The sequence below is a fragment of the Salmonella sp. NW177 genome (assembly GCF_051811585.1).
In the GTDB taxonomy this organism is placed as follows: domain Bacteria; phylum Pseudomonadota; class Gammaproteobacteria; order Enterobacterales; family Enterobacteriaceae; genus Salmonella; species Salmonella enterica.
Genome location: NZ_JAMMZV010000004.1, coordinates 61,397 through 84,823, shown reverse-complemented (window position 1 = coordinate 84,823; position 23,427 = coordinate 61,397). Strand labels below are relative to the sequence as shown.

At 55.6% G+C, this 23,427-nt stretch carries 16 protein-coding genes; 7 read left to right on the top strand and 9 right to left on the bottom strand.

Going from position 1 to position 23,427, the window contains the following annotated elements:
- Positions 1-33 precede the first annotated feature (33 nt).
- The 4 genes from NA986_RS13215 (at position 34) to NA986_RS13200 (ending at position 4,742) form a co-directional block, all read left to right on the top strand.
- Positions 34-1,587, top strand: coding sequence for a vWA domain-containing protein (locus tag NA986_RS13215; protein WP_023216688.1), 1,554 nt, complete (start codon positions 34-36; stop codon positions 1,585-1,587).
- Between the two features lie 345 nt (positions 1,588-1,932).
- Positions 1,933-3,147, top strand: coding sequence for an RNA-splicing ligase RtcB (gene rtcB / locus NA986_RS13210; RefSeq protein WP_001105526.1), 1,215 nt, complete (start codon positions 1,933-1,935; stop codon positions 3,145-3,147).
- Between the two features lie 3 nt (positions 3,148-3,150).
- Positions 3,151-4,185, top strand: a complete 1,035-nt coding sequence (rtcA, locus tag NA986_RS13205; protein ID WP_000101026.1) for an RNA 3'-terminal phosphate cyclase — start codon at positions 3,151-3,153, stop codon at positions 4,183-4,185.
- The gene (locus tag NA986_RS13200) at positions 4,182-4,742 is read left to right on the top strand and encodes a hypothetical protein (protein ID WP_000220922.1); all 561 of its coding nucleotides are present in this window, start codon (positions 4,182-4,184) and stop codon (positions 4,740-4,742) included. Before rtcA ends, NA986_RS13200 begins: the two co-directional genes overlap by 4 nt.
- Before the next feature lie 114 nt (positions 4,743-4,856).
- On the opposite strand, the gene malT is transcribed toward NA986_RS13200, so the two are convergent.
- The gene (malT, locus tag NA986_RS13195) at positions 4,857-7,562 is read right to left on the bottom strand and encodes an HTH-type transcriptional regulator MalT (protein WP_000907030.1); all 2,706 of its coding nucleotides are present in this window, start codon (positions 7,560-7,562) and stop codon (positions 4,857-4,859) included.
- Between the two features lie 594 nt (positions 7,563-8,156).
- Here malT and malP point away from each other — a divergent pair.
- The gene (gene malP / locus NA986_RS13190; RefSeq protein ID WP_198889137.1) at positions 8,157-10,550 is read left to right on the top strand and encodes a maltodextrin phosphorylase; all 2,394 of its coding nucleotides are present in this window, start codon (positions 8,157-8,159) and stop codon (positions 10,548-10,550) included.
- Between the two features lie 9 nt (positions 10,551-10,559).
- Complete coding sequence (gene malQ, locus NA986_RS13185; protein WP_023216663.1) at positions 10,560-12,638, top strand: 4-alpha-glucanotransferase; 2,079 nt, start codon at positions 10,560-10,562, stop codon at positions 12,636-12,638.
- Positions 12,639-12,756: 118 nt separating this feature from the next.
- Here malQ and gntT read toward each other — a convergent pair whose 3' ends face one another.
- The 3 genes from gntT to gntX all read right to left on the bottom strand — a co-directional run bounded on the left by gntT (position 12,757) and on the right by gntX (position 15,767).
- Positions 12,757-14,073 (bottom strand): gluconate transporter, encoded by a 1,317-nt coding sequence (gene gntT, locus NA986_RS13180; RefSeq protein WP_001131737.1) that lies wholly within the window; start codon positions 14,071-14,073, stop codon positions 12,757-12,759.
- 376 nt (positions 14,074-14,449) lie between these two features.
- Positions 14,450-15,025 carry a Fe-S biogenesis protein NfuA gene (gene nfuA / locus NA986_RS13175; protein WP_000619387.1) on the bottom strand — a complete coding sequence of 192 codons (576 nt, stop codon included), beginning with the start codon at positions 15,023-15,025 and terminating at the stop codon, positions 14,450-14,452.
- 58 nt (positions 15,026-15,083) lie between these two features.
- Entirely contained in the window at positions 15,084-15,767 is a 684-nt protein-coding gene (gene gntX / locus NA986_RS13170) for a DNA utilization protein GntX (protein WP_000958733.1), read from the bottom strand.
- Between the two features lie 37 nt (positions 15,768-15,804).
- On the opposite strand from gntX, the gene bioH reads away from it, so the two are divergent.
- Positions 15,805-16,575, top strand: a complete 771-nt coding sequence (gene bioH, locus NA986_RS13165) for a pimeloyl-ACP methyl ester esterase BioH (protein ID WP_000998144.1) — start codon at positions 15,805-15,807, stop codon at positions 16,573-16,575.
- Between the two features lie 35 nt (positions 16,576-16,610).
- Here bioH and NA986_RS13160 read toward each other — a convergent pair whose 3' ends face one another.
- The 5 genes from NA986_RS13160 to NA986_RS13140 all read right to left on the bottom strand — a co-directional run bounded on the left by NA986_RS13160 (position 16,611) and on the right by NA986_RS13140 (position 23,340).
- Positions 16,611-17,525: an Rpn family recombination-promoting nuclease/putative transposase gene (locus NA986_RS13160; RefSeq protein WP_023216664.1), complete on the bottom strand. Its 915-nt coding sequence runs from the start codon at positions 17,523-17,525 to the stop codon at positions 16,611-16,613.
- A gap of 234 nt (positions 17,526-17,759) precedes the next feature.
- Positions 17,760-17,996 (bottom strand): [Fe-S]-dependent transcriptional repressor FeoC, encoded by a 237-nt coding sequence (gene feoC, locus NA986_RS13155; protein ID WP_000157587.1) that lies wholly within the window; start codon positions 17,994-17,996, stop codon positions 17,760-17,762.
- 12 nt (positions 17,997-18,008) lie between these two features.
- Positions 18,009-20,327 (bottom strand): Fe(2+) transporter permease subunit FeoB, encoded by a 2,319-nt coding sequence (gene feoB / locus NA986_RS13150; protein WP_023216665.1) that lies wholly within the window; start codon positions 20,325-20,327, stop codon positions 18,009-18,011.
- An 18-nt stretch (positions 20,328-20,345) separates the two neighbouring features.
- Positions 20,346-20,573, bottom strand: a complete 228-nt coding sequence (gene feoA, locus NA986_RS13145; RefSeq protein WP_001160955.1) for a ferrous iron transporter A — start codon at positions 20,571-20,573, stop codon at positions 20,346-20,348.
- A 436-nt stretch (positions 20,574-21,009) separates the two neighbouring features.
- A complete protein-coding gene (locus NA986_RS13140) occupies positions 21,010-23,340 on the bottom strand; it encodes a Tex family protein (RefSeq protein WP_000980659.1) in 2,331 nt (776 codons plus the stop codon).
- Positions 23,341-23,427: the final 87 nt, after the last annotated feature.

The window sequence follows — 23,427 nt, the reverse complement described above, 5'->3', positions numbered from 1 at the left end:
TGGCATGGAGAATAACGGAAATGGGAAAAACAAATGGCTAATCCACTTTTGTTCCGTTCGCTGTTAAGGGACGCGCCGCTGGCCAACGCCAGCAATCAGCAAGGCGCAGCGGCCTTTGCCTTCACCCCGCGCCATAAACTGGCGCAAATGGTGATGACCGGCTGCATGAACGAGACTTTTTATGCCAGCGGCCAGGCGCAGCTAAATGATGTTCTGGCGACGGCGAAAGATCTCGACGATCTGTTTTTAGCGCAACTGGCGATTTATGGCCGCGAACGCGGGATGATGAAGGATATGCCCGCGCTGTTGACCGCCATTCTGGCGGCGCGTGGTTCGGCGCTGCTGCCGGTAGTATTTGCGCGGGTGATCAACAATGGCCGGATGCTGCGTAACTTTGTGCAAATGTTACGCAGCGGCGTGACCGGACGGCGCTCGCTGGGGACGCGGCCAAAGAAGCTGGTGCAGCGTTGGTTGCAGAACGCCAGCGAAGAGCGCTTATTGCAGGCATCGGTGGGCAATGCGCCGTCGCTGGCGGATATCGTCAAAATGGTGCACCCACGGCCGCAAGCGGCGTGGCAGGAAGCCTTCTTCGCCTGGCTGATTGGTAAGCCGTGCGATAAGACGCAACTGCCGGAAAAAACGCGCGCGCTGCTGGCGTTTCGTGAAGGCGACATGGGCGCGGCCTTACCCGATGTGCCGTTTTTACTGCTGACCAACGCGCCGCTGAGTCGCGAACAGTGGGCACAACTGGCGCAGCGGATGAGTTGGCAAACGTTGCGGATGAATTTGAATACGCTGGCGCGTCATGACGTGTTTGAGAATACAACGCTTGCCGCCAGCGTGGCGCAGCAGCTGGCGGACAGAGCGCAGGTGCGCCAGTCCTGGGTTTATCCTTATCAGTTGCTGTCGGCGTGGAGCAATCTGCAAAGCGGCGTGCCGCAGGTTATTCGCGAGGCTTTAGCGCAGGCGATGGAGTACGCGCTGGAGAACATTCCGCCGTTTCGCGGCAATGTGGTGGTCTGCCCGGACGTGTCGGGGTCGATGAAGTCGTCGATAACCGGCTATCGCAAGGGGGCGACCAGTAAGATCCGCTGCGTGGACGTTGCCGGGCTGATCGCCGCCGCCGTGCTGCGTAATCATCCGCAGGCCCGCGTGCTGCCGTTTGAATGCGATGTGGTCGACGTGCGGCTTGATGCGCGCCAGTCGGTCATGCACAACGCGCAAAAGCTGGCGGCGGTTGGCGGCGGCGGCACCAACTGCTCCGCGCCGCTGCGTAGGTTGTTGAACGAGCGGGCGCGGGTGGATCTGGTGATTATGGTGTCGGATAACGAATCGTGGGTTGATAAATCGCGCCATGGCTCAACGGCCACCATGGAATGCTGGATCGAACTGAAAAAGCGCAACCCGCAGGCGCGCCTGGTGTGTATCGATCTGCTGCCTTACGGCACCACGCAGGCGGCGGAACGAAGCGATATTTTGAACGTCGGCGGCTTCAGCGACGAGGTGTTTACGGTGATAGATAACTTTGTTAACGGTCGCTATGGCAGCGCGCACTGGCTGGAAGAGATTGAAGCCGTGACGCTGTAAAGAGTATTCAGCGCGGCGCGAATGCTGGCCGGGATTACATCTTTCCCGATGCGTATCATCCCGGCTATGAATTTGTCGCGCGGCGCTGAAGGCACGAATGCTGGTGGATCTACACCTTGTATGGCCAGACGCAGGTTCGAATCCTGCCGGGGCTTAGCCCTGTAGCTCAACGGTAGAGCGGGTGATTCACCTTAACTTGTCGTGCCACCCTATTTTGGCGAATGCCTGTGGATCTACATTTGTTGCGGGTTCGAGACCCGTCAGAGCCCGGCTCTGTAGCTCAATGGTAGAGCGGTGTATTCACATAAACTTGTCGCCACCCTAATGATTAAAATGAGAAAAATGATGAATTACGAATTAATGACCACCCAGAACGCACCGGTAAAAATGTGGACCAAAGGCGTACCGGTAGAAGACGATGCCCGTCAGCAGCTGATCAATACGGCGAAAATGCCGTTTATTTTCAAACATATTGCCGTTATGCCGGATGTGCATTTGGGGAAAGGATCGACCATCGGTAGCGTGATCCCGACGAAAGGGGCGATTATTCCGGCGGCGGTGGGCGTGGATATCGGTTGTGGAATGAACGCGCTGCGTACCAGCTTAACGGCGGCCGATCTGCCGGAAAATCTGGCGGAACTGCGTAACGCCATAGAGGCCGCTGTGCCTCACGGGCGTACCACCGGACGCGGGCGTCGCGATGTGGGCGCATGGGGAAACCCGCCCGCCAACGTTGATGAAAAATGGGCGCAACTGGAAGCGGGATATCAGTGGTTAACGCAAAAATATCCGCGCTTTTTGAATACCAATAGCTATAAGCACCTGGGAACGTTGGGAACCGGTAACCACTTTATTGAGATCTGTCTGGATGAAACCGATCGGGTATGGATCATGCTGCACTCCGGTTCGCGCGGGATCGGTAACGCCATCGGCACCTATTTTATCGGCCTGGCGCAGCAAGAAATGCAGGAGCAGTTAGAAACGCTGCCGTCCCGCGATCTGGCGTATTTTAATGAAGGAAGCGAATATTTTGACGATTACCTGAAAGCGGTACACTGGGCGCAGCAATTCGCCAGCCTGAACCGCGAGGCGATGATGGAAAACGCGCTGGCGGCGCTCCAGCGCTGCGTGGAAAAACCGATCGCCCTCGATATGGACGAGATCAACTGCCACCATAACTATGTGCAAAAAGAGCAGCACTTTGGCGAAGAGATCTATGTGACGCGTAAAGGGGCTGTTTCGGCGCGGCGCGGTGAGTTCGGTATCATCCCCGGTTCGATGGGGGCGAAAAGCTTTATCGTGCGCGGGCTGGGTAACGAAGAGTCGTTCTGTTCGTGCAGCCACGGCGCCGGACGTGTGATGAGCCGAACGAAAGCGAAGAAACTGTTTAGCGTTGACGATCAGATTCGCGCCACCGCGCATGTCGAATGCCGTAAAGATGCGGACGTGATCGACGAGATCCCAATGGCGTATAAAGACATTGATGCGGTGATGGCGGCGCAGTCTGACCTGGTGGAAATCATGTACACCCTGCGGCAGGTGGTGTGCGTTAAAGGATAGAAAATGGCAAGGATCATCGCGCTGGATGGCGCACAGGGAGAGGGCGGCGGGCAGATTTTGCGCTCGGCGCTGAGTTTATCAATGATAACCGGCCAGCCGTTTGAAATGAGCGGCATCCGCGCCGGGCGCGCTAAACCGGGGCTGCTACGCCAGCATTTAACGGCGGTGCGGGCGGCGACGGAAATCTGCGGCGCGCAGGTGAACGGCGACGAGCTGGGCTCGCAACAGTTGCGTTTTACGCCGGGGCCGATTCGCGGCGGCGAGTACCGTTTCGCGATTGGCAGCGCGGGCAGTTGTATGCTGGTGCTGCAAACCGTCCTGCCCGCGCTGTGGTTTGCTGACGGTTCATCCCGCGTGGAGGTTCACGGCGGGACGCATAATCAGGCCGCGCCCAGCGCCGATTTTATCTGCCGCGTCTGGGAGCCGCTGTTGGCGAGGATGGGCATCAACCAGCGTACCACGCTGATAAAACACGGCTTTTATCCGGCAGGCGGCGGCGCGGCGGCAACGGTCGTCGAACCGGCAGCGTCTTTACGCGGTCTGACGCTGATATCGCGCGGCGAGACGCGGCGTATCACCGCCGAAGCTTTGCTGGCCTCGGTGCCTCACCACGTTGGCGAACGTGAAGTCGCAACGCTGGAAGCCTACTTCCCGCTGGCGGAGAAAAACGTCGTTGCGCTGGAAGGCGGCTGCGGGCCGGGCAATGCGCTGTTGCTGATGATCCAAAGCGAACAGTTGACCGAACTGTTCGCCGCGTTCGGCGTAAAAGGCACCAGCGCGGAAGCGGTAGCTAATCAGGTTGCGCATGAAGCGCGGCGCTATCTCGCAAGCCCGGCGGCGGTGGGAGAGCATCTGGCCGACCAGCTGATTTTACCGCTGGCGCTGGCGGGCGAAGGCGCGTTTACCGTGGCGCGGGCTTCCGCTCACTTGCTTACCAATATTGCGGTGGTGGAACGGTTTTTGCCGGTAACGTTCAACCTGGAGGAGGCGAGGGAGATGGTGCAGGTTATGGTAAGTAAAAAGGATAGCGGATCATGACATACCACGCTGATTTCCTTGATGCTGAACAACGCGTTGCTGACGCTATCCCGGAGAGGGATGTTAATCCCTTTTCCGGCCCTTCAACGATGCGGCGAAGAGTGCTGGTGAGTCAGGACGGCGAGCCGGTTATCGTGCTGTGTCTTTTTGTCGCGCTGGAAGAGGGGCGCTGGATCGTTGAGCAGTGCTTCAGCGGCATCATGAATAATGATAAGACTATTGCGATATTATACGGTCAGCACGTTCACTTATTTGATACGGATTCACATCAGGTTAAAAGCCTGTTTCTTGATGATTATGTTGGCCATATTTATTCAATACCCGATGTTTGGGATCATAAGACCTCGCTGAGCGAGAATTTCCTGGTCACAACCTTTCAGTATACGTTTCTTATCAACGTGAGTTCCGGCATTATCTGGCGATCGGAACCGTGTGGTATTGATGGCGTCATTATTCATGATATCCGGGAGGGTATTATTTATGGCAGTGGCGAATGGGACCCGCCGGATGGATGGGCGCCATTTAACCTGCGGCTGAGCGACGGCCATCGGGCCTGAAGCCAACTCAACGTCTGGATTTACGTTTATGCTCCCGGCCTACAAAACCAGCAATATCAATATGTTTTAAAATGACTCTGCAGGCCTGATAAGCGAAGCGCCATCAGGCACACGTTAAACCCCGTACCCCATCATCTTCAGCAACTGCTGCGCGTGCTGTACCGCGTCCTGACGGTGCGCGACGCCGAGTTTCTGGTAGAGGTTGCGGATATGCGTCTTAATGGTGGTTGCGGCTACCGCCAGTTCGCCGGCAATCTGTTCGTTGCTGTAACCGGAATAGATAAGCCCTAACACCTGCCATTCACGCTGGGTGAGCGGGCTGGTGCGAATAAGCTCCGGGACATCCGGATGGTTAAGCAGGCGCTCGACGAAGCCTTCGTCAAAATGGGCGAATTTATGCCGGTGATGTTGGTTAATCTCTCGCAGGATGCGCTGCGCGCGATGCTGCTCCATCTCCGGCAGCGTATTGAGCTGGATAAGCTGACGCAATTGTTGCGCCATGGCTTCGCCTTCAATCACAAAATGGCTGATAAATCCGGTGCGGTTGGCGAGCTGTAAGGCATCAAGCAATACGCGCTGGGCGTCGTTTTTCCGCCCGGATTGCCAGTAAAGCTGATTGAGTAACAGCAGATTGCGGTTTAAATCGCTCATTAAGCGCAGGCTACGGGCATTCTCATTTAACTCTTCCAGCACGATTTCCGCAGGCTCGAATTCGCCCAGCAGGATCTGCGCGCGGGCGATATTCCGCCATTGCCCTTGCAGAAAATGGTTATTGGCAAACGCCGGTTTGGGCGTATGACGTAACCAGTTGGCGGCGGATTTTTTGTCGCCGGTTAACTGCCAGTAAATGACACGCACCTTATCGGCGTTAGAGATCCAGTCGCAGTGATAACGGCCATTGCCTAATAAATTTTCCAGTCGGTTAAGCTGACTACGGGCATTATCCAGATCGCCGCGCGCCAGCGAGCACTGCACCAGTAACGTCAGGCACTGCAACTGTTGTTGCGGCTGGAAGGTGGACAGCACAGCGATACCGCTGCGCGCCGAGGCCTCCGCTTCGTCAAGGCGCGCCCACGCCCACAGCAATTGCGCGCGGATACGTACCAGAAACTCATGCATCGGCAGTTGTTCCAGATGTTGCTCTTTGATCAACTGGAAGGCTCTCTCCTGCGTTTCCCATGCGGCCTGCAGGAATCCCTGGGCGAACTGAATTTCGCTTTGTTGAATTAAGCTCCACAGCGCGTAATGCCAGACGTCATGATGGCGCGCCATTTGTTCGGTTTGCTGCATCAGCGATAAAGACTGGCTGAGATCGCCTTTACAGTGCAGCACTTCGCCGTGAACGGAGGTCGCGACAATACGGCTATAAAACCAGGCGAGAGGAAGCTCATCCAGCGCCAGTTTCGCCAGCCGCTCTGCCTCTTCCGGATTGCCGTCGTTGATGGCGACCTGGGCGCGCAGCGCGTTAAATTCAGCATGCAGTGTGCCGTCCATGACCCCTTTGATCTCTTGCTCGGCGCGCGCCAGCAGCGTATTCACTTCGCTGTAGCGGTGTTGGCTTTGCATCAGCCAGGCCTGTAACAACACCAGCCGCGGATTTTCCAGCAGGCTTTCCCACGGCAGCGCTTTTAATGACTCTTCCAGCAGCGCCAGTTCACTGTGATTAAACAGCCCCCACGCATGGTTAAGCAGGATATCGCGCAGCATTTGCGCGTCACCCGCCGCCAGCGCATGATGAATAGCTTCGCTGGGAAAACCTTGTTCCATCCAGCTTTCCGCGGCCGCGCGGTGAATCTCCGGCAGTTCCGCCGCCAGTTCCCACTGGCAACGCTGGCGCAGAAAGCTACCAAACAACGGGTGATAGCTAAACCACTCGCCTGTGTCGTCCATGCGTTGCAGGAATAACCCCTGACGCTCAATCTCCTCCAGCCGCATCTGGCCATTTTCTTCGCCGGTCACGCGCACGATCAACGCGTCATTCATTGAGCGTAAGATCGCGCTTTTAAGTAAGAAATGTCGGGTGCTGACATCCACGTTATCCAGTACTTCGTCCACCAGATAATCAGAAAGGTGGCTGGCATTAATCCCGGCAAGACGGCGGGCGGAGTGATGCGCAGAGGTATGGTTCTGGCGCGCGGAGAGGGCGATCAACTGTAGCGCAGTGGCCCAACCGGCCACATCATCGCACATGCGGCTGCTCTCAGCGGCTTCAATGGGCGACGAAAGACGACGGTCAAAAAATTGCTTTGCTTCCTGATGGTTAAAAGCCAACTGCTGGCTGCCGATTTCCAACAGCTGATCGCGCACGCGCAGGTTAGCGATGCCCAGTTGCGGCAAATTACGCGATAATACCACCAGGGTGAAATTTTCTGGCTGATGCCGTAAGAAAAAGCGCATCGCGTCGTGAATCACCGGATTGGTAATCAAATGGTAGTCGTCAATCACCAGATAAAGCGGGCGATGCCACTGCGCCAGTTCAATAAAGAGCTGCGCGAAGAGGGACGTCAGGCTGGCATACTGACGTTTTTGCGCCATCGCTTCGCTGGTAGAGCAGTGTCCGCCGGTGGCCTGTTGGATAGCGGCAATTAAGTAACTGGCGAATCGCTCTTGCTGGTTATCGCCTTCGTCGAGAGAGTACCAGCCTAATTCATTTTTGCCCGCCGCCCACTGTGAGACAAGCGTGGTTTTCCCATAGCCAGCAGGACTGGTTACCAGGGCGAGCCTGAAATTGTTCGCGCCGGAAAGTTTAGCCAACAGCCGCTCACGAACCACGGTATGGTCGAGACGAACCGGACGACTTAATTTAGACGGAATCAACATAGCAATCACTTCACTGTGGGAAATGGGGGGAACTGCGATTTTTTTTGCGCTTCGTAATTAATAGATATAAGGTCGGCCAGAAAGCATTTTAATGCAAGCTAAGCAGACTTTTTATGTGTCTGAATTTGCACTCTGTCACAATTCTAAATAACGGTATTAAAAAAGTATTCGGCTCGGTTGAAACGAGCGTCAGAGCTGGGCTGAGGTCATATTTCCGTTATTGTAAATAATGTCCTGGACATCATCCGGATTTAACACAATGGCGATACCAGGCGTTTAATTAATTATGTTTAGTGAGTGAATCTCCCGCCACTGAATATTTCAGGTAAGAAACTATTTCGGCGTTCATATAATCTTTCGAAAATACCCCTTCGCGATTTACTGTTATTTCTGTTTATTCATTTGATTATGCGTAACACTGGGGGTCGTTGACAGGAATCGGCGCGTTTATACAGGGGTAAGTGGCGGCGATCACACTTTTATGCTCATCCCCGCACCTCCTCCCTCCCTAATCAGTGCCGGGAGGAGGAAGGTCAACATCGAGCCTGGCAAACTAGCGATAACGTTGTTTTATTACCCGAGGACGGATTTCCTATGTCACAGCCAACCTTCAATAAAGATCAATTCCAGGCCGCCCTGACGCGTCAGTGGCAGCGTTTCGGTTTACTGTCGGCGTCCGACATGACGCCTCGTCAGTGGTGGCAGGCCGTTAGCGGCGCGCTGGCGGAATTACTGAGCGCGCAACCGGTAGCGCAGCCGACGAAAGGCCAGCGTCATGTGAACTACATTTCGATGGAATTTTTGATTGGCCGCCTGACGGGAAATAACCTGTTAAATCTGGGATGGTACCAGGACGTTAGCGATGTACTGAAAGCGCACGATATTAATCTGACCGATCTGCTGGAAGAGGAAGTCGATCCGGCGCTCGGCAACGGTGGTCTGGGACGTCTGGCCGCCTGCTTCCTCGATTCGATGGCCACCGTCGGGCAGTCCGCTACGGGCTATAGTCTGAACTACCAGTATGGGCTGTTCCGTCAGTCATTTGTTGAAGGCAAGCAGATGGAAGCGCCGGATGACTGGCATCGCGGCAGCTATCCGTGGTTCCGCCACAACGAGGCGCTGGACGTCCAGGTTGGGATCGGCGGTAAAGTTACCAAAGAAGGGCGCTGGGAGCCAGGTTTTGTGATTACAGGCCAGGCCTGGGATCTGCCGGTGTTAGGCTATCGTAACGGCGTCGCGCAACCGCTGCGTTTGTGGCAGGCGACCCACGCCCATCCGTTTGATCTGACCAAATTCAACGACGGCGCTTTCCTGCGGGCGGAACAGCAGGGTATCGATGCGGAAAAACTGACGAAGGTGCTTTATCCCAACGATAACCACACGGCGGGCAAAAAACTGCGCCTGATGCAGCAATACTTCCAGTGCGCCTGCTCGGTAGCGGATATTCTGCGTCGCCATCATCTGGCCGGACGCAAACTGCATGAGCTGGCGGATTATGAGGTCATTCAGCTAAATGATACTCACCCGACCATCGCCATTCCGGAACTGCTGCGCGTGCTGATTGACGAGCACCAGCTGAGCTGGGATGACGCCTGGGCTATCACCAGCAAAACCTTCGCCTACACCAACCACACCCTGATGCCAGAAGCGCTGGAGTGCTGGGATGAGAAGCTGGTGAAAGCGCTGCTGCCGCGTCATATGCAGATTATCAAACAGATTAACGATCGCTTTAAGACGCTGGTCGATAACACCTGGCCTGGCGATAAGCAGGTATGGGCAAAACTGGCGGTGGTGCATGACCGTCAGGTGCGCATGGCCAATATGTGCGTGGTCAGCGGCTTTGCGGTCAACGGTGTGGCGGCGCTGCACTCCGATCTGGTGGTGAAAGATCTGTTCCCGGAATATCACCAGCTTTGGCCGAACAAATTCCACAATGTCACCAACGGCATTACGCCGCGTCGCTGGATCAAACAGTGCAATCCGCAGCTTGCGGCGTTGCTGGATAAAACGCTGAAAAAAGAGTGGGCTAACGATCTCGACCGGTTGATCAACCTCGAAAAATACGCTGACGACGCGAAGTTCCGTCAGCAGTATCGCGACATCAAACGGGCGAACAAAGAACGGCTGGTAAAATTTATCCGGGCCCGTACCGGGATTGAGATTTCGAGCCATGCGATTTTTGATATTCAGATCAAACGTCTGCACGAGTACAAGCGTCAGCATCTGAATCTGTTGCATATTCTGGCGCTGTACAAAGAGATCCGCGAAAACCCGCAGGCTGACCGCGTACCGCGCGTATTCCTGTTTGGCGCGAAGGCGGCGCCGGGCTATTACCTGGCGAAGAACATCATTTTTGCTATCAATAAGGTTGCGGAAGCCATTAATAACGACCCGGCGGTGGGTGATAAGCTGAAGGTGGTTTTCCTGCCGGATTACTGCGTCTCGGCGGCGGAAATGCTCATTCCGGCGGCGGATATTTCCGAGCAAATTTCTACCGCCGGGAAAGAGGCGTCCGGCACCGGCAACATGAAACTGGCGCTGAACGGGGCGTTGACTGTGGGAACGCTGGACGGCGCTAACGTTGAAATCGCTGAGAAGGTGGGTGAAGAGAATATCTTTATCTTTGGCCATACTGTGGAAGAGGTCAAGGCGCTCAAAGCCAAAGGCTACGATCCGGTGAAATGGCGTAAAAAAGACAAAGTGCTGGATGCGGTGTTAAAAGAGCTGGAAAGCGGTCAATACAGCGATGGCGATAAACATGCCTTTGACCAGATGCTGCATAGCCTCGGCAAACAGGGGGGCGATCCGTACCTGGTCATGGCGGACTTCGCCGCTTATGTCGAGGCGCAAAAGCAGGTGGATGCGCTGTATCGCGACCAGGAAGCGTGGACGCGCGCCGCGATCCTCAATACCGCGCGCTGCGGTATGTTCAGTTCCGATCGCTCTATTCGCGATTATCAGGCCCGTATCTGGCAGGCAAAACGCTAAGGGAGCGCGATGGAAAATAAACGTCTCGATAGTGCCGCGCTGGCGGCGGGGATCAGCCCCAGTTACATCAATGCTCATGGCAAACCGCAGTCTATTGGCGCTGAAACCAAGAGACGTTTGCTGGCGGCGATGCACGGCACGACAACAGGACCACAGGCGGTCGTGCCGAATGTGAAGGTTTATACCGCGGGTAAAAAAATGGCGTTGCCGGTAGAGGGGCGCGGTGAGTTTGCCTGGCTGCTGACTACGGAAGAGGGCGTGCATTACAAAGGGCGCGTGACGGGCGGTAAAAAACTTAACCTTCCGGCTACATTGCCGGAAGGTTACCACACCCTGACGTTGACCCAGGATGAACAGCGTACGCACTGCCGGATTATCGTCGCCCCGCCGCGATGCTATGAGCCGCAGGCGCTGCTGGAAGGGAAAAAACTGTGGGGGGCCTGCGTCCAGCTTTATACTCTGCGTTCAGAAAAAAACTGGGGTATTGGCGATTTCGGCGATTTGAAGTCGATGCTGGTCGATGTGGCGACACGCGGCGGCGCGTTTATCGGCCTGAATCCGATCCACGCGCTTTATCCGGCGAATCCGGAGAGCGCCAGTCCCTACAGCCCCTCGTCTCGTCGCTGGCTGAACGTGATATATATCGACGTCAACGCCGTCGAAGATTTCCGCCTGAGCGAAGAGGCGCAGTCATGGTGGCAAATGCCCGCCACACAGCAAAAGCTGCGACAGGCGCGCGATGCGCAATGGGTGGATTACGCTACCGTTACCGCGCTGAAAATCACGGCGCTGCGGATGGCGTGGACGCGGTTTGCCGCTCGCGACGATGCGCAAATGGCGGAGTTTCGTCACTTTATCGCCCGCGAAGGCGAGAGCCTTTACTGGCAGGCGGCATTCGACGCGCTGCATGCGTATCAGGTAAAAGAGGATGAGCAGCGCTGGGGCTGGCCAGCCTGGCCGGAGGCGTACCAGTCGGTAGAGTCTCCCGCGGTAAAACAATTCTGTGAAGCGCACCGCGAAGAGGTGGAGTTTTACCTCTGGCTTCAGTGGCTGGCCTGGCGCCAATTCGCCGCCTGCTGGGATACCTGCCAGAGTTTTAAACTACCGATTGGTCTGTACCGCGATCTGGCGGTTGGCGTAGCGGAAGGCGGCGCGGAAACCTGGTGCGACCGGGAGCTGTACTGCCTGAAAGCATCTGTCGGCGCGCCGCCGGATATCCTCGGCCCGCTCGGTCAGAACTGGGGGTTGCCGCCAATGGACCCGCATATCATTGTCGCCCGGGCGTATGAGCCCTTTATCGACCTGCTGCGCGCCAATATGCAAAACTGCGGCGCGTTGCGCATTGACCATGTCATGTCGTTGCTGCGTCTGTGGTGGATACCGTATGGCGAAACAGCGGATCAGGGGGCTTACGTCCATTATCCGGTAGATGATTTGCTTTCTATTCTGGCGCTGGAGAGCCAACGTCACCGTTGTATGGTGATAGGCGAAGATCTGGGGACTGTGCCAGTTGAGATTGTCGGCAAGCTGCGCGATAGCGGGGTCTATTCTTATAAAGTGCTGTGGTTTGAAAATGACCTTGAGAAAAACTTCCGCGCGCCAGGCGCGTATCCGCAACAATCGATGGCTGTCGCCTCGACGCACGATCTCCCCACGCTGCGCGGCTATTGGGAATGCGGTGACCTGACGTTGGGTAAAGCTCTGGGGCTTTATCCGGATGAAGTGATTCTGCGCGGGCTGTATGAGGATCGCGAGCGGGCGAAACAGGGGCTATTGGACGCGCTGCATAAATATGGCTGTCTGCCAAAACGCGCCGGGCATAAGGCATCGTTAATGTCGATGACGCCAACGCTAAATCGCGGACTTCAGCGCTACATCGCCGACAGTAACAGCGGTCTGTTGGGGCTTCAGCCGGAGGACTGGCTGGATATGGCCGATCCGGTTAACGTACCGGGCACCAGCGATCAGTATAAAAACTGGCGGCGGAAGCTCACCGCCACGCTGGAGCAGATGTTTGCCGATGAGGGTGTAAACAAGCTGATTAAGGACTTGGATAAGCGCCGAAAAGCGGCCGCGAAGAAGAAGTAATAAAGCCGGGGATTTCCCCGGCTTTATGATGGTGAGAGCACGTAGGTCTGATAAGCGCAGCGCCATCAGGCAATCCTGGCGCACATTGCTGCCTTATCCGGCCTACAAGCCGCCTCGCTTAAACCACCATACCCAACAGCAGACAGCCGATCAGGCCGCAGACGGAGATGATCGTTTCCAGCATCGACCAGGATTTAATGGTCTCGCCGATAGTCAAATTGAAATACTCTTTGAACAGCCAGAAGCCCGGGTCGTTGACATGAGAGAAAATCACGCTCCCGGAACCGACTGCGATAACCATCAGTTCAGGGCTAACGCCGGTAGTGGCGATCAGCGGCGCCGCAATGCCGCCTGCGGTAATCGCCGCGACAGTCGCAGAGCCCAGCGCGATACGCAGAACCGCCGCGATAGACCACGCCATCAACAGCGGAGAGACATTGGTTTCATGCATCATTGAAGCGATGTATTTATCCACGCCGCTATCGACCAGCACCTGCTTGAATGCGCCGCCGCCGCCGATGATCAGCAGCATCATGGCGATAATTTTGATGGAAGAGACCAGCGTATCGTTAATCTGATCCATGGAACGCCCGCGGTTCAGGCCAAAGGTGAACATCGCAATCAGTACGGCAATTAACGTAGCCATTACCGGGTCGCCCAGGAACTCGGCAACGGGCAGGAAAGCGTGGCCTTTTGGCAGAATCATCTCGGCAATCGCACGCATCGCCATCAGAATAACCGGAACCAGCGACGTCCAGACGCTGACGCCAAAGCCCGGCATCTCTTCTTCCGTAAAAGTTTTCGCGCTGTACAGGCCTTCCGGGATCGGCTTATCGATACCTTTCAGGAAACGGGCGTAAACCGGGCCGGCAAGGATCACGGTCGGGATCGCCAGAATCGTACCAAACAGCAGCGTCTTACCCATATCGGCATGGAAAATCGTGGCGATTGCGGTTGGGCCCGGGTGCGGCGGCAGGAAGCCGTGTGTGACGGAAAGCGCCGCGGCCATCGGCACGCCGACGTACAGTAACGGGATATTCGCCGCTGCGGCAATGGTGAATACCAGCGGCAGCATCAGAACGAAGCCCACTTCATAGAACAGAGCGAAGCCGACGGTAAAGCCGGTTAACACTACGGCCCACTGAATATGCTTTTTACCAAATTTCGCGATCAGGGTAGTGGCGATACGTTGAGCGCCGCCGCAGTCGGCAAGCATTTTGCCCAGCATGGCGCCGAACCCCATAATCAGGGCCAGACTGCCAAGCGTACCGCCGACACCGGCTTTGATGGAGCCGATGACTTTATCCAGCGGCATTCCCTGCATCAACCCGACAGCGAGCGCTACCAGGACAAGGGCGATAAATCCGTTCATTTTGAAGCGGATCATCAGAAGAAGTAACAAGATAACACCGATAGCAACGATGACTAATGGCATGATTTACCTGGCCTTTACTTTGTTATGGGTAACGTCATTGTTTCGACGACAAATTCCTGTTGTTCCCGACGGGAACAGAGTCGCAATAGCACCAATACTGATTACCGTTGAAACGAATGAGCGTAGTCAGATGTTATATGGATGTTAGGTGCCCATAAGAATGATACGGGTAACATATGGGTGTTGAAAATGACCCTGGCAGGCAAAATTTAAATTATGAGACACAGGTCATGTTATCGGCGAAAGAAGAAGAACCATTGTTCTGAGATGTGGCTGATGGCGCAGAATGGCGGCGTAGACGCCTTATTCGGCCTACGGTGGGGCAGACAAGGCCCGACAGGCGCAAGCGCCATCGGGCATGGATGCGGGGAAAATCTTAGTAGTAGGAGTGCTCGCCGCGCTGGTGTTCGGTCAGATCGCGAACCCCTTTCAGTTCCGGGAATTCATTCAGCAACTGTTTCTCGATCCCTTCTTTCAGCGTGACGTCAACCATCGAGCAACCGTTACAACCGCCGCCAAACTGCAGAATTGCATAGCCTTCATCGGTAATTTCCATCAGCGAGACGCGACCGCCGTGGCCCGCCAACTGCGGGTTAATCTGCGATTGCAGAGCATATTCCACGCGCTCCATCAGCGGCGCGTCATCGGCCACTTTGCGCATCTTCGCGTTTGGCGCTTTCAATGTGAGTTGAGAACCTAGCTGGTCGGTCACGAAATCAATTTCCGCGTCTTCCAGATAGGGCGCGCTCAGCTCGTCGACATAAGCGGTCAACAGGTCAAATTTCAGTGCAGTATCGGTGGCTTCTACGGCGTCGGGCGGACAATAAGAAACGCCGCACTCTGCGTTAGGAGTGCCGGGATTAATGACAAATACGCGGATTTGCGTCCCTTCTTCCTGATTTGCCAGCAGTTTGGCAAAGTGCGCTTGTGCAGCATCGGAAATACGGATCATAGTAATGGCCTAATAGTTGACTATTTTAGTTGGTTATAATACGCCCATCATCGAGGCTCTACAAGGTTCGACACAGGCACCATACCTGGACAGTCGCTGCGCCGTTGCGCAAAAGCAGTTGCGCGATTTCCGCGACGGTACTTCCGGTAGTGACGACATCATCCACAATAACCATATGGAGACCCTGTACCGGCAATTCAAGGCGAAACGCGTTTTTCAAATTGCGTTTACGTAACCTGGCGCTGAGATGATGTTGTGTTGCGGTCGCCCGTACCCGCGTGATGGTCTGGCTGTCCCACGCGCAGCCAAGCCAGCGCGCTAACGGTTGGCATAACAGATCGCTTTGGTTAAATCCCCGCCGCCAGTGTCGGCGCGACCAGAGCGGAACGCTGACGATTCTGTCGGGAAGCTGCAAGCCAGTGCTGCGGCGCGCCATGAGGACTTCCTGCAACAGTAGACGCGCCAGTGCGGCGGCAATTTCGCTGCGGCGGGTAAATTTAAGCTGATGCACCAGTAAACTCAAGGGCGGCGTATAGTCACTGACGCTCACCAGACGCTGCCAGGGCGGAGGTTTTTGCAGGCAGCGACCGCAGGGGAGCGAAGGATGCGCGGCGGGTAATCCACATTGCGGACACAGGCTGACGCGCTGGCGGACGGCGCGCGCGCATACGGAACAAATCCCCCAGTGGCTTAACGCCAGCGGCATTCGGCATAGCCAGCATAATCCCGGTACTGTTAGCATAGGTGCATCCTTGTTAGACAAAAGAGAACAGTAACTGATGAATGACATCTGGTGGCAGACCTACGGCGAGGGAAATTGTCATCTTGTGCTGCTGCACGGATGGGGATTGAACGCGGAGGTATGGCATTGCATTCGCGAGGAACTCGGCTCGCATTTTACGCTGCATCTGGTCGACTTGCCGGGCTATGGTCGCAGCTCGGGGTTTGGCGCCATGACGCTTGAAGAGATGACGGCGCAGGTAGCGAAAAACGCGCCGGACCAGGCTATCTGGCTTGGCTGGAGCCTGGGCGGCCTGGTGGCGAGTCAGATGGCGCTCACCCACCCTGAACGCGTTCAGGCGCTGGTGACTGTCGCCTCTTCGCCATGCTTTAGCGCGCGTGAGGGGTGGCCGGGAATAAAACCGGAAATCCTCGGTGGATTCCAGCAGCAGCTTAGCGACGATTTTCAGCGCACGGTGGAGCGTTTTCTGGCGCTGCAAACGTTAGGGACGGAGACGGCGCGTCAGGATGCCCGCACCTTAAAAAGCGTGGTGCTGGCGCAGCCTATGCCGGATGTAGACGTGCTCAATGGCGGACTGGAAATCTTAAAAACGGTCGATCTACGAGAAGCGCTTAAAAATGTGAACATGCCGTTTTTGCGTTTGTATGGTTATCTGGACGGTCTGGTGCCGCGTAAAATCGTGCCTTTGCTCGATACGTTATGGCCGCACAGTACATCACAGATAATGGCGAAGGCGGCCCATGCGCCGTTTATCTCGCATCCGGCGGCGTTTTGTCAGGCGCTGATGACGCTAAAATCATCGCTATAACCAGGGCGTTGCCGGGCCCGGACCATTCTGCAAGGTTAATGGCTTTCAGACGCCAGATCGGTAGGCGCCAGCCCGGTAACCCTAAGCACGGTATCGCGATCGAAACCATCGTTTAGCATGGAGCGGGCAATGCGCAATGCGGCGAGCCGTTGGCCTTCCTGCTTGCCTTGCTGTAACCCGTTACGATGTCCTTCCTGACGTAATCTGTCTGCGATAGTCATGATCTTCTCCTTATGCTGTGGGATACGCATAGCCACCTGGCGGATAAACGTATTGAAGCGCGCGGCGTCGCCAGTGTGCATCATGTAATTAAACAAACTTTGAAGCTGGGTGTCATTAGCGTATCCCTTAACCAGCAGGGCGACCAGCTGTTCGACAAGCCCCATCAGATCACGCTGGCGGATGTGTTTTTGTATGAGTTCCAGCAGCGCGACCCGTCGGTGTCGCATAATCTCGTCGTCCGGCACGACCGTAATATCGACCAGAGGAAAGGCGGTGGCGTATAGCTTACGCGCCATCACCGGGTCGGCAAATTCATCCAGCCAGCATAATGAGAACGGATACGGGCTGCGGTTTCCGTGATAAAACAGCATTGGCACCACTAACGGCAACGTCTTATGCCCGGCCTCCAGGTGCCGTTGCATTGCAGCCATTGCGTAACGCATCAGCCGAAATGCCATATGCGCGTCCGGCGTACTCTGATGTTCAATAACCACGTAAATGTAACCTTCACCTTCACTCGTTTCCAGCGACCACAGAATATCGGAATAATGGGGGCGTAAATCCTCTTCAATAAAGCTACCGGACTCCAGCCGTAACGTATTCAGATTACAGATTTGACGTAATGTCGTCGGGAGATGAATTTCCAAAAAATCCCGTGCAGTATCGGGGTGGCATAGAAACTGTTTGAATACCGCGTCATGCGGCGTGGATGTTGTTGAGGTCGCCATATCGATCCGTCATCGGTGAAGTTCAATGGCGTGACACTACGCGCAGACCGGGCTGATTGCAGTAAAGGATTAGTGCGCTTGCGAGGCGCGTGGGGAGATAAATGCGCACGGCGGTAACGCTTTCATCTTTGTGGAAGGCATGACGCAAAATTGCCCGGCAGCGTGACGCGTACCGGGCAACATAACGCGGGATAAAGGCCGGATAAGACGCGTTACGTCGCTACCCGGCGAAGGTTAACGCAAGGCCCACCATTCGCGCAGGCAGGCTTTACCTTCCGGACAACTTTTACAGCTGCCTGAAAGGCAGCCGTCCGCTTCTTCCGGGATACGTACCGCTTTACCCATGATCTCCAGTTGATTCAGCATGGCGTCGATCATGGGCTGCGGAGCGTGCAGCGTATGGCTGATCTGCGTTGCCTCCATACGCCCCCGTAGCGCCAGTAGATCGCGAACCTGTATCAATGAAGCCATTTTTTACATCCCTTAGTGACAATTGCCCGCAGTGCCCGAACAACAGGAACTGACGTTTTTGCGGGTTGCCAGCAGTTCAATGTCTACACGGCTGCGGGCGCGGCGTAGCAGACTTAATACCACAACGTTAAAGATGATTACCGCCAGAATACAGATCAGGCTGTATGTCGGGTGTTGACTGAAGCTGGTAACCTGGTAGAACAGCGTGGCGAGCGAATAGGCGATATTCAGTCCCCACAGGATGGAGAAGCCCATCCAGCCGCGGCTGGACTCGCGGGCGATAGCGCCCATTACCGAGATACACGGTACGTAAAGCAGGACAAAAATCAGGTAACTGTACGCCGCCGCGGCGCTGCCGAATTTTTGATCCATCACGCCCATCGCGCCGGTCGCCATTTCGCCGTCGCCTTTACTCGCTTCGATCGGGTTAGCCAGTACGCTCAGGCTAAAGGTGTCTTTCAGGCTTTGCCAGGTATCGTCAACCGCGCCCAGCAGTTCATCGCCGAGGTGAAAGTCGGCAGGATTAAACGCTTCGTCCTGAATATTTTCGGCGGTGTAGAGCGTGTTCAGCGTACCGACGACAACTTCTTTCGCCATGGCGCCCGTAAACAGACCTACGGTCGCTTGCCAGTTATCCTCATGGACGCCGATCGGTTTAAAGACTGGCGTGATGACCCGGCTTACAGAGGCGAGGGCGGAGTCATTAATGTTATCGACGATTTTGCCGCTCAGCGAGAAACTGTTAAACGCGCTCAGGAAAATACTCACGATGATAATGACTTTACCGGCGCGTAGTACAAAACCTTTCAGGCGTTGCCAGGTCTGGATGATCAGGCTCTTGATATGCGGGACGTGGTAAACCGGCAGCTCCATCACAAACGGAGAGGCTTCGCCGCGCATAATGGTATGCTTCAGCATCAGGCCGGTTAATACCGCCATGACAATACCCAGCACGTACAGCGAGAAGACCGCCAGCGCGCCGTTTTGCCCGAAGAAGGCGGCGGCAAAGACGGCGAAAATCGCCAGGCGCGCGCCACAGGACATAAACGGCGCCATCATGATGGTCATCAGGCGTTCGCGCGGAGCGTCAAGCGTGCGGGCGCCCATCACGGAAGGTACGTTACAGCCGAAGCCGACAATCAGCGGCACGAAGGATTTACCCGGTAGTCCCAGCGCCTGCATCAGGCGATCCATGACGAAGGCCGCGCGCGCCATATAACCGGAGTCTTCAAGGAAGGAGAGGAACAGGTACATCATCCCGATTTGCGGCACCAGCGGCAGGACGGTATTGATCCCGCCGCCAAGACCTTGCGCCAGGAAGATGGTTAACCAATCCGGGAAGTGCAACGTGTAGCCAATCCATTGAATGCCATGAATAAAGATGGCGACGGAACCGGCATCAAACAGGGGTTGCAACGCGCCGCCGATGTTAATGGCGAGCAGGAACATCAGGTACATCACGAACAAAAAAATCGGTAAGCCGAGGAAGCGGTTCAGAATAATTTTATCGACCGCCCTGGTGAAGCGGCTGGGTTCGGCTGTCAGGGTATTGCTGACCACGTCGCAAATAGCGGCGATACACTGATAACGGGCGTCGGCGATATGCAGCGCCGGGTCGTCCATTTCGTCCTTCAGACGGGCAAGGGAGGTGTCCAGGTTTTGCGCCGCTTCGCCTGCGTAGGCCCGGCTGTAGATATCGCCCTCCAGCATTTGCAGACCCAGCCAGCGGCGCTGTTGTAAAGGCATCTCCTGGGCCATCGCGTCGGCCAGGAAACCTGCTTCGCGCAGCAGCGGCTGGGCATAATGCACCAGTTCGACGTTGTCGTTAGCGTTGTGACGGTCAATGGCCAGTTTCAGCGCCTCGATACCGCGACCGCGAGTCGATACCAGCGGTACGACAGGGCAACCCAGACGCGTGGACAGAGCGTCGACATCAATACGAACCTGCTGTTTTTCGGCGATATCCAGCATGTTGAGCGCGACAATACAGGGGATACCCAGCTCCAGCAGTTGCAGCGTCAAATAGAGGTTGCGCTCCAGATTGGAGGCGTCCACAACGTTTATCAACAGGTCGGCGTCGCCGCTCAGGATGTAGTGGCAGGCGATCTGTTCGTCGAGAGAGGTTTGTGACGAGATGGTCGTCAGAGAATAGGTGCCGGGTAAATCTACCAGCGTGACCTGGTGGTCAGTTGTCGCGAACTGGCCCTCTTTACGCTCGACGGTGACGCCCGCCCAGTTCCCCACGCGCTGACGCGCGCCGGTGAGTTGGTTAAATAAGGTGGTCTTGCCGGAATTAGGATTACCAATTAAACCAATGGTTAATTTTTTCATTTTTATAGACTCACTGTATTAACAGGAAACCGCTTCCACTTCTATTAACGCCAAATCCTTTTTACGCAAAACCAGACTCACGCGTCGTGTTTCGATATGGATCGGATCGCCTAAGGGCGCGACGCGGACAACATTAAATGAAGAGCCGGGCAACATGCCGAGCGAAAGCAGTTTTTGACGATACGCCGGGCTGATTTCACGCGCAAAGCCGGTGATTTTCCACGCAGTGTCAGGAGTGAATTGCATACGACCTACTTGTTTCTTACTAACTGGATGTATACCTCATGCGGCGCTCAGGGGGGCGGCAGGAGACCCGATGTTTAGCCAACGAAGGAAAGAGTAAATAATCAACAACACAATGATAATGAGAATGGTTTCTATCTTCAACGATTAAAATGTGACGGAATGTACAAATAAGCGATAATTTGCGCCGATGTTGATATGGCTCAACATTTATTTGTCTTTTTGCAAATACCCCTAATGTGCAAATATTCACCGTTTTTAATGTTTAATTAAGGTTTCATCTGTTAATAAAGTGATAATTAATAGTGCGGATAGCAGAAGGAAATTAATTAACAGATTCTAATGGGTAAGATTTAATTGTTAATTAAAAAAGAAAGGGTTGGACGTATTGCAAAATCGCAGGCCGGATAAGAAGTAACCCAGCCTGCGTATTACCCGATTAGCGTTTTTTCCCCATTGCCGCTGCCAGCGCGTCCATCATGGCGCTGTTACCGGCTGGCTGGGCGTCACGACCGCGCGGTTTCGCCGCTTTTGATGCCGGGCGGTTGCCCTGAGCGCGATCGGCGCCGCCGCCGCGGCGAGCGGCGGTTTCGCCGGGCTGTTCGTCCAGACGCATCGTCAGCGCAATACGCTTACGTTGCAGATCCACTTCCAGCACTTTCACCTTCACGATGTCGCCCGCTTTCACCACGGTGTGCGGATCGTCGACGAACTTATTCGAGAGCGAGGAGATATGCACCAGGCCATCCTGATGAACGCCGATATCGACAAACGCGCCGAAGTTAGTGACGTTAGTGACCGCCCCTTCCAGAATCATCCCCGGCAGCAGGTCGTTCATGGTTTCGACGCCATCGGCGAACTGCGCGGTTTTAAATTCAGGACGCGGGTCGCGGCCCGGTTTTTCCAGCTCTTTGATGATATCGCTCACGGTCGGCACGCCGAATTTATCGTCGGTAAAATCAGCGGCCTTGAGGTGACGCAATTCGTTGCTGTTGCCCATCAGATCTTTTAGCGCTTGCTGCGTCGCCGCCAGAATGCGTTCGACAACCGGATAGGCTTCCGGGTGGACGGTGGAGGCATCCAGCGGGTTATCGCCGTGGTTAATACGCAGGAAGCCCGCGCACTGCTCAAACGCTTTCGGCCCCAGACGGCTCACCTTCAACAGTTGCTGGCGGTTCTGGAACTGACCGTTCTCATCGCGCCAGGCGACGATGTTTTGCGCCATCATGCGCGTTAAGCCTGCGACGCGGGTCAGCAGCGGTACGGAGGCGGTATTCAAATCGACGCCGACGGCGTTTACGCAGTCTTCGACCACCGCATCCAGTTTACGGGCCAACTGGGTCTGGCTGACATCGTGTTGATATTGGCCGACGCCGATCGATTTCGGATCGATTTTCACCAGTTCCGCCAGCGGATCCTGTAGACGACGCGCGATAGAGACCGCGCCGCGCAGGGAGACGTCGAGATCCGGAAACTCCTGCGCCGCCAGCTCAGAAGCGGAATACACGGACGCCCCCGCTTCGCTGACGATCACTTTTTGCGCCGTCACGTTCGGGAACTGTTTCTGTACGTCGAGATAGAAGCGTTCGGTTTCACGCGAGGCCGTACCGTTGCCAATCGCGACCAGTTCGACATGGTATTTTTCGCACAGCGCGGCGATCACGGTAGCCGCTTTGGCCGCCTGACCGGTATGCGGATAAATGGTATCCGTCGCCACCAGCTTGCCGGTGCCGTCAACGACAGCGACTTTTACGCCGGTACGCAGGCCAGGATCAAGGCCCATTGTGGCGCGCAGGCCTGCGGGGGCTGCCATCAGCAGGTCGTGCAGGTTGCGGGCAAACACGTTAATCGCTTCGTCTTCCGCACGTTCGCGCACGGTACCCATCAGTTCGGTTTCGAGGTGCATTAAAACTTTGATACGCCACGTCCAGCTCACTACGCCTTTGCGCCAGCTATCCGCCGGGGCGTTATTTAGCCGCAGGCCGAGATGGTCCATGATGATCTGCTCGCAGTAGCTCTCTTTCGGCGGCTCATCAAATTGTGGGTCGGCATTGAGCGAAAGTTGCAGAATGCCTTCGTTACGACCACGGAACATGGCCAGCGCACGGTGAGACGGGACGTTAGCAATGGGCTCATGATGGTCGAAATAGTCGCGGAATTTTGCCCCTTCTTCCTCTTTGCCGCTCACGACGGTGGCGACCAGATGGGCGTTCTTCCACAGGTAATCACGCACTTTCGCCAGCAATGCGGCGTCTTCGGCAAAGCGCTCCATCAGAATGTAGCGTGCGCCGTCGAGCGCGGCTTTCGTGTCCGCCACGCCTTTGTCGCCATCAATGTACTTTGCCGCTTCCACGTCAGGATCGTGGGACGGCTCGTTCCAGAGCAGATCGGCCAGCGGCTCAAGGCCGGCTTCAATGGCGATTTGTCCACGGGTGCGGCGTTTAGGTTTATAGGGCAGGTAGAGGTCTTCGAGCTCGGTCTTACTTAACGTAGCGTTGATGGCGCCAGCCAGCTCATCGGTCAGTTTGCCTTGTTCGGAAATGGACTTGAGGATGGCCTGACGCCTGTCTTCCAGCTCACGCAGATAGCCCAGACGCGTTTCCAGGTTACGCAACTGCGTGTCATCCAGACCGCCGGTGATTTCTTTACGATAACGTGCGATAAACGGCACGGTGTTCCCTTCGTCAAGCAGGCGAACGGCAGCTTCAACCTGCCCGGCATTTGCCTGGATTTCACCCGCAATAATGCGGCAGAAAGAATCATTCATCATGGGTTAGCTTCGTCTTCAGGATAAAAATCAGGGGATAGTTATACGGATTGGCTGGCAAAAATGCCAGCCATCAGCGGGGGCTTAGGA

Excerpts from the sequence above, each read along its gene's own strand:
- feoB (WP_023216665.1), bottom strand. The coding sequence starts at position 20,327 with ATGAAAAAATTAACCATTGGTTTAATTGGTAATCCTAATTCCGGCAAG.
- rtcB (WP_001105526.1), top strand. The coding sequence starts at position 1,933 with ATGAATTACGAATTAATGACCACCCAGAACGCACCGGTAAAAATGTGG.
- feoA (WP_001160955.1), bottom strand. The coding sequence starts at position 20,573 with ATGCAATTCACTCCTGACACTGCGTGGAAAATCACCGGCTTTGCGCGT.
- rtcA (WP_000101026.1), top strand. The coding sequence starts at position 3,151 with ATGGCAAGGATCATCGCGCTGGATGGCGCACAGGGAGAGGGCGGCGGG.
- NA986_RS13140 (WP_000980659.1), bottom strand. The coding sequence starts at position 23,340 with ATGATGAATGATTCTTTCTGCCGCATTATTGCGGGTGAAATCCAGGCA.
- NA986_RS13200 (WP_000220922.1), top strand. The coding sequence starts at position 4,182 with ATGACATACCACGCTGATTTCCTTGATGCTGAACAACGCGTTGCTGAC.
- gntT (WP_001131737.1), bottom strand. The coding sequence starts at position 14,073 with ATGCCATTAGTCATCGTTGCTATCGGTGTTATCTTGTTACTTCTTCTG.
- malT (WP_000907030.1), bottom strand. The coding sequence starts at position 7,562 with ATGTTGATTCCGTCTAAATTAAGTCGTCCGGTTCGTCTCGACCATACC.
- feoC (WP_000157587.1), bottom strand. The coding sequence starts at position 17,996 with ATGGCTTCATTGATACAGGTTCGCGATCTACTGGCGCTACGGGGGCGT.
- nfuA (WP_000619387.1), bottom strand. The coding sequence starts at position 15,025 with ATGATCCGTATTTCCGATGCTGCACAAGCGCACTTTGCCAAACTGCTG.
- malP (WP_198889137.1), top strand. The coding sequence starts at position 8,157 with ATGTCACAGCCAACCTTCAATAAAGATCAATTCCAGGCCGCCCTGACG.
- gntX (WP_000958733.1), bottom strand. The coding sequence starts at position 15,767 with ATGCTAACAGTACCGGGATTATGCTGGCTATGCCGAATGCCGCTGGCG.
- NA986_RS13160 (WP_023216664.1), bottom strand. The coding sequence starts at position 17,525 with ATGGCGACCTCAACAACATCCACGCCGCATGACGCGGTATTCAAACAG.
- bioH (WP_000998144.1), top strand. The coding sequence starts at position 15,805 with ATGAATGACATCTGGTGGCAGACCTACGGCGAGGGAAATTGTCATCTT.
- NA986_RS13215 (WP_023216688.1), top strand. The coding sequence starts at position 34 with ATGGCTAATCCACTTTTGTTCCGTTCGCTGTTAAGGGACGCGCCGCTG.
- malQ (WP_023216663.1), top strand. The coding sequence starts at position 10,560 with ATGGAAAATAAACGTCTCGATAGTGCCGCGCTGGCGGCGGGGATCAGC.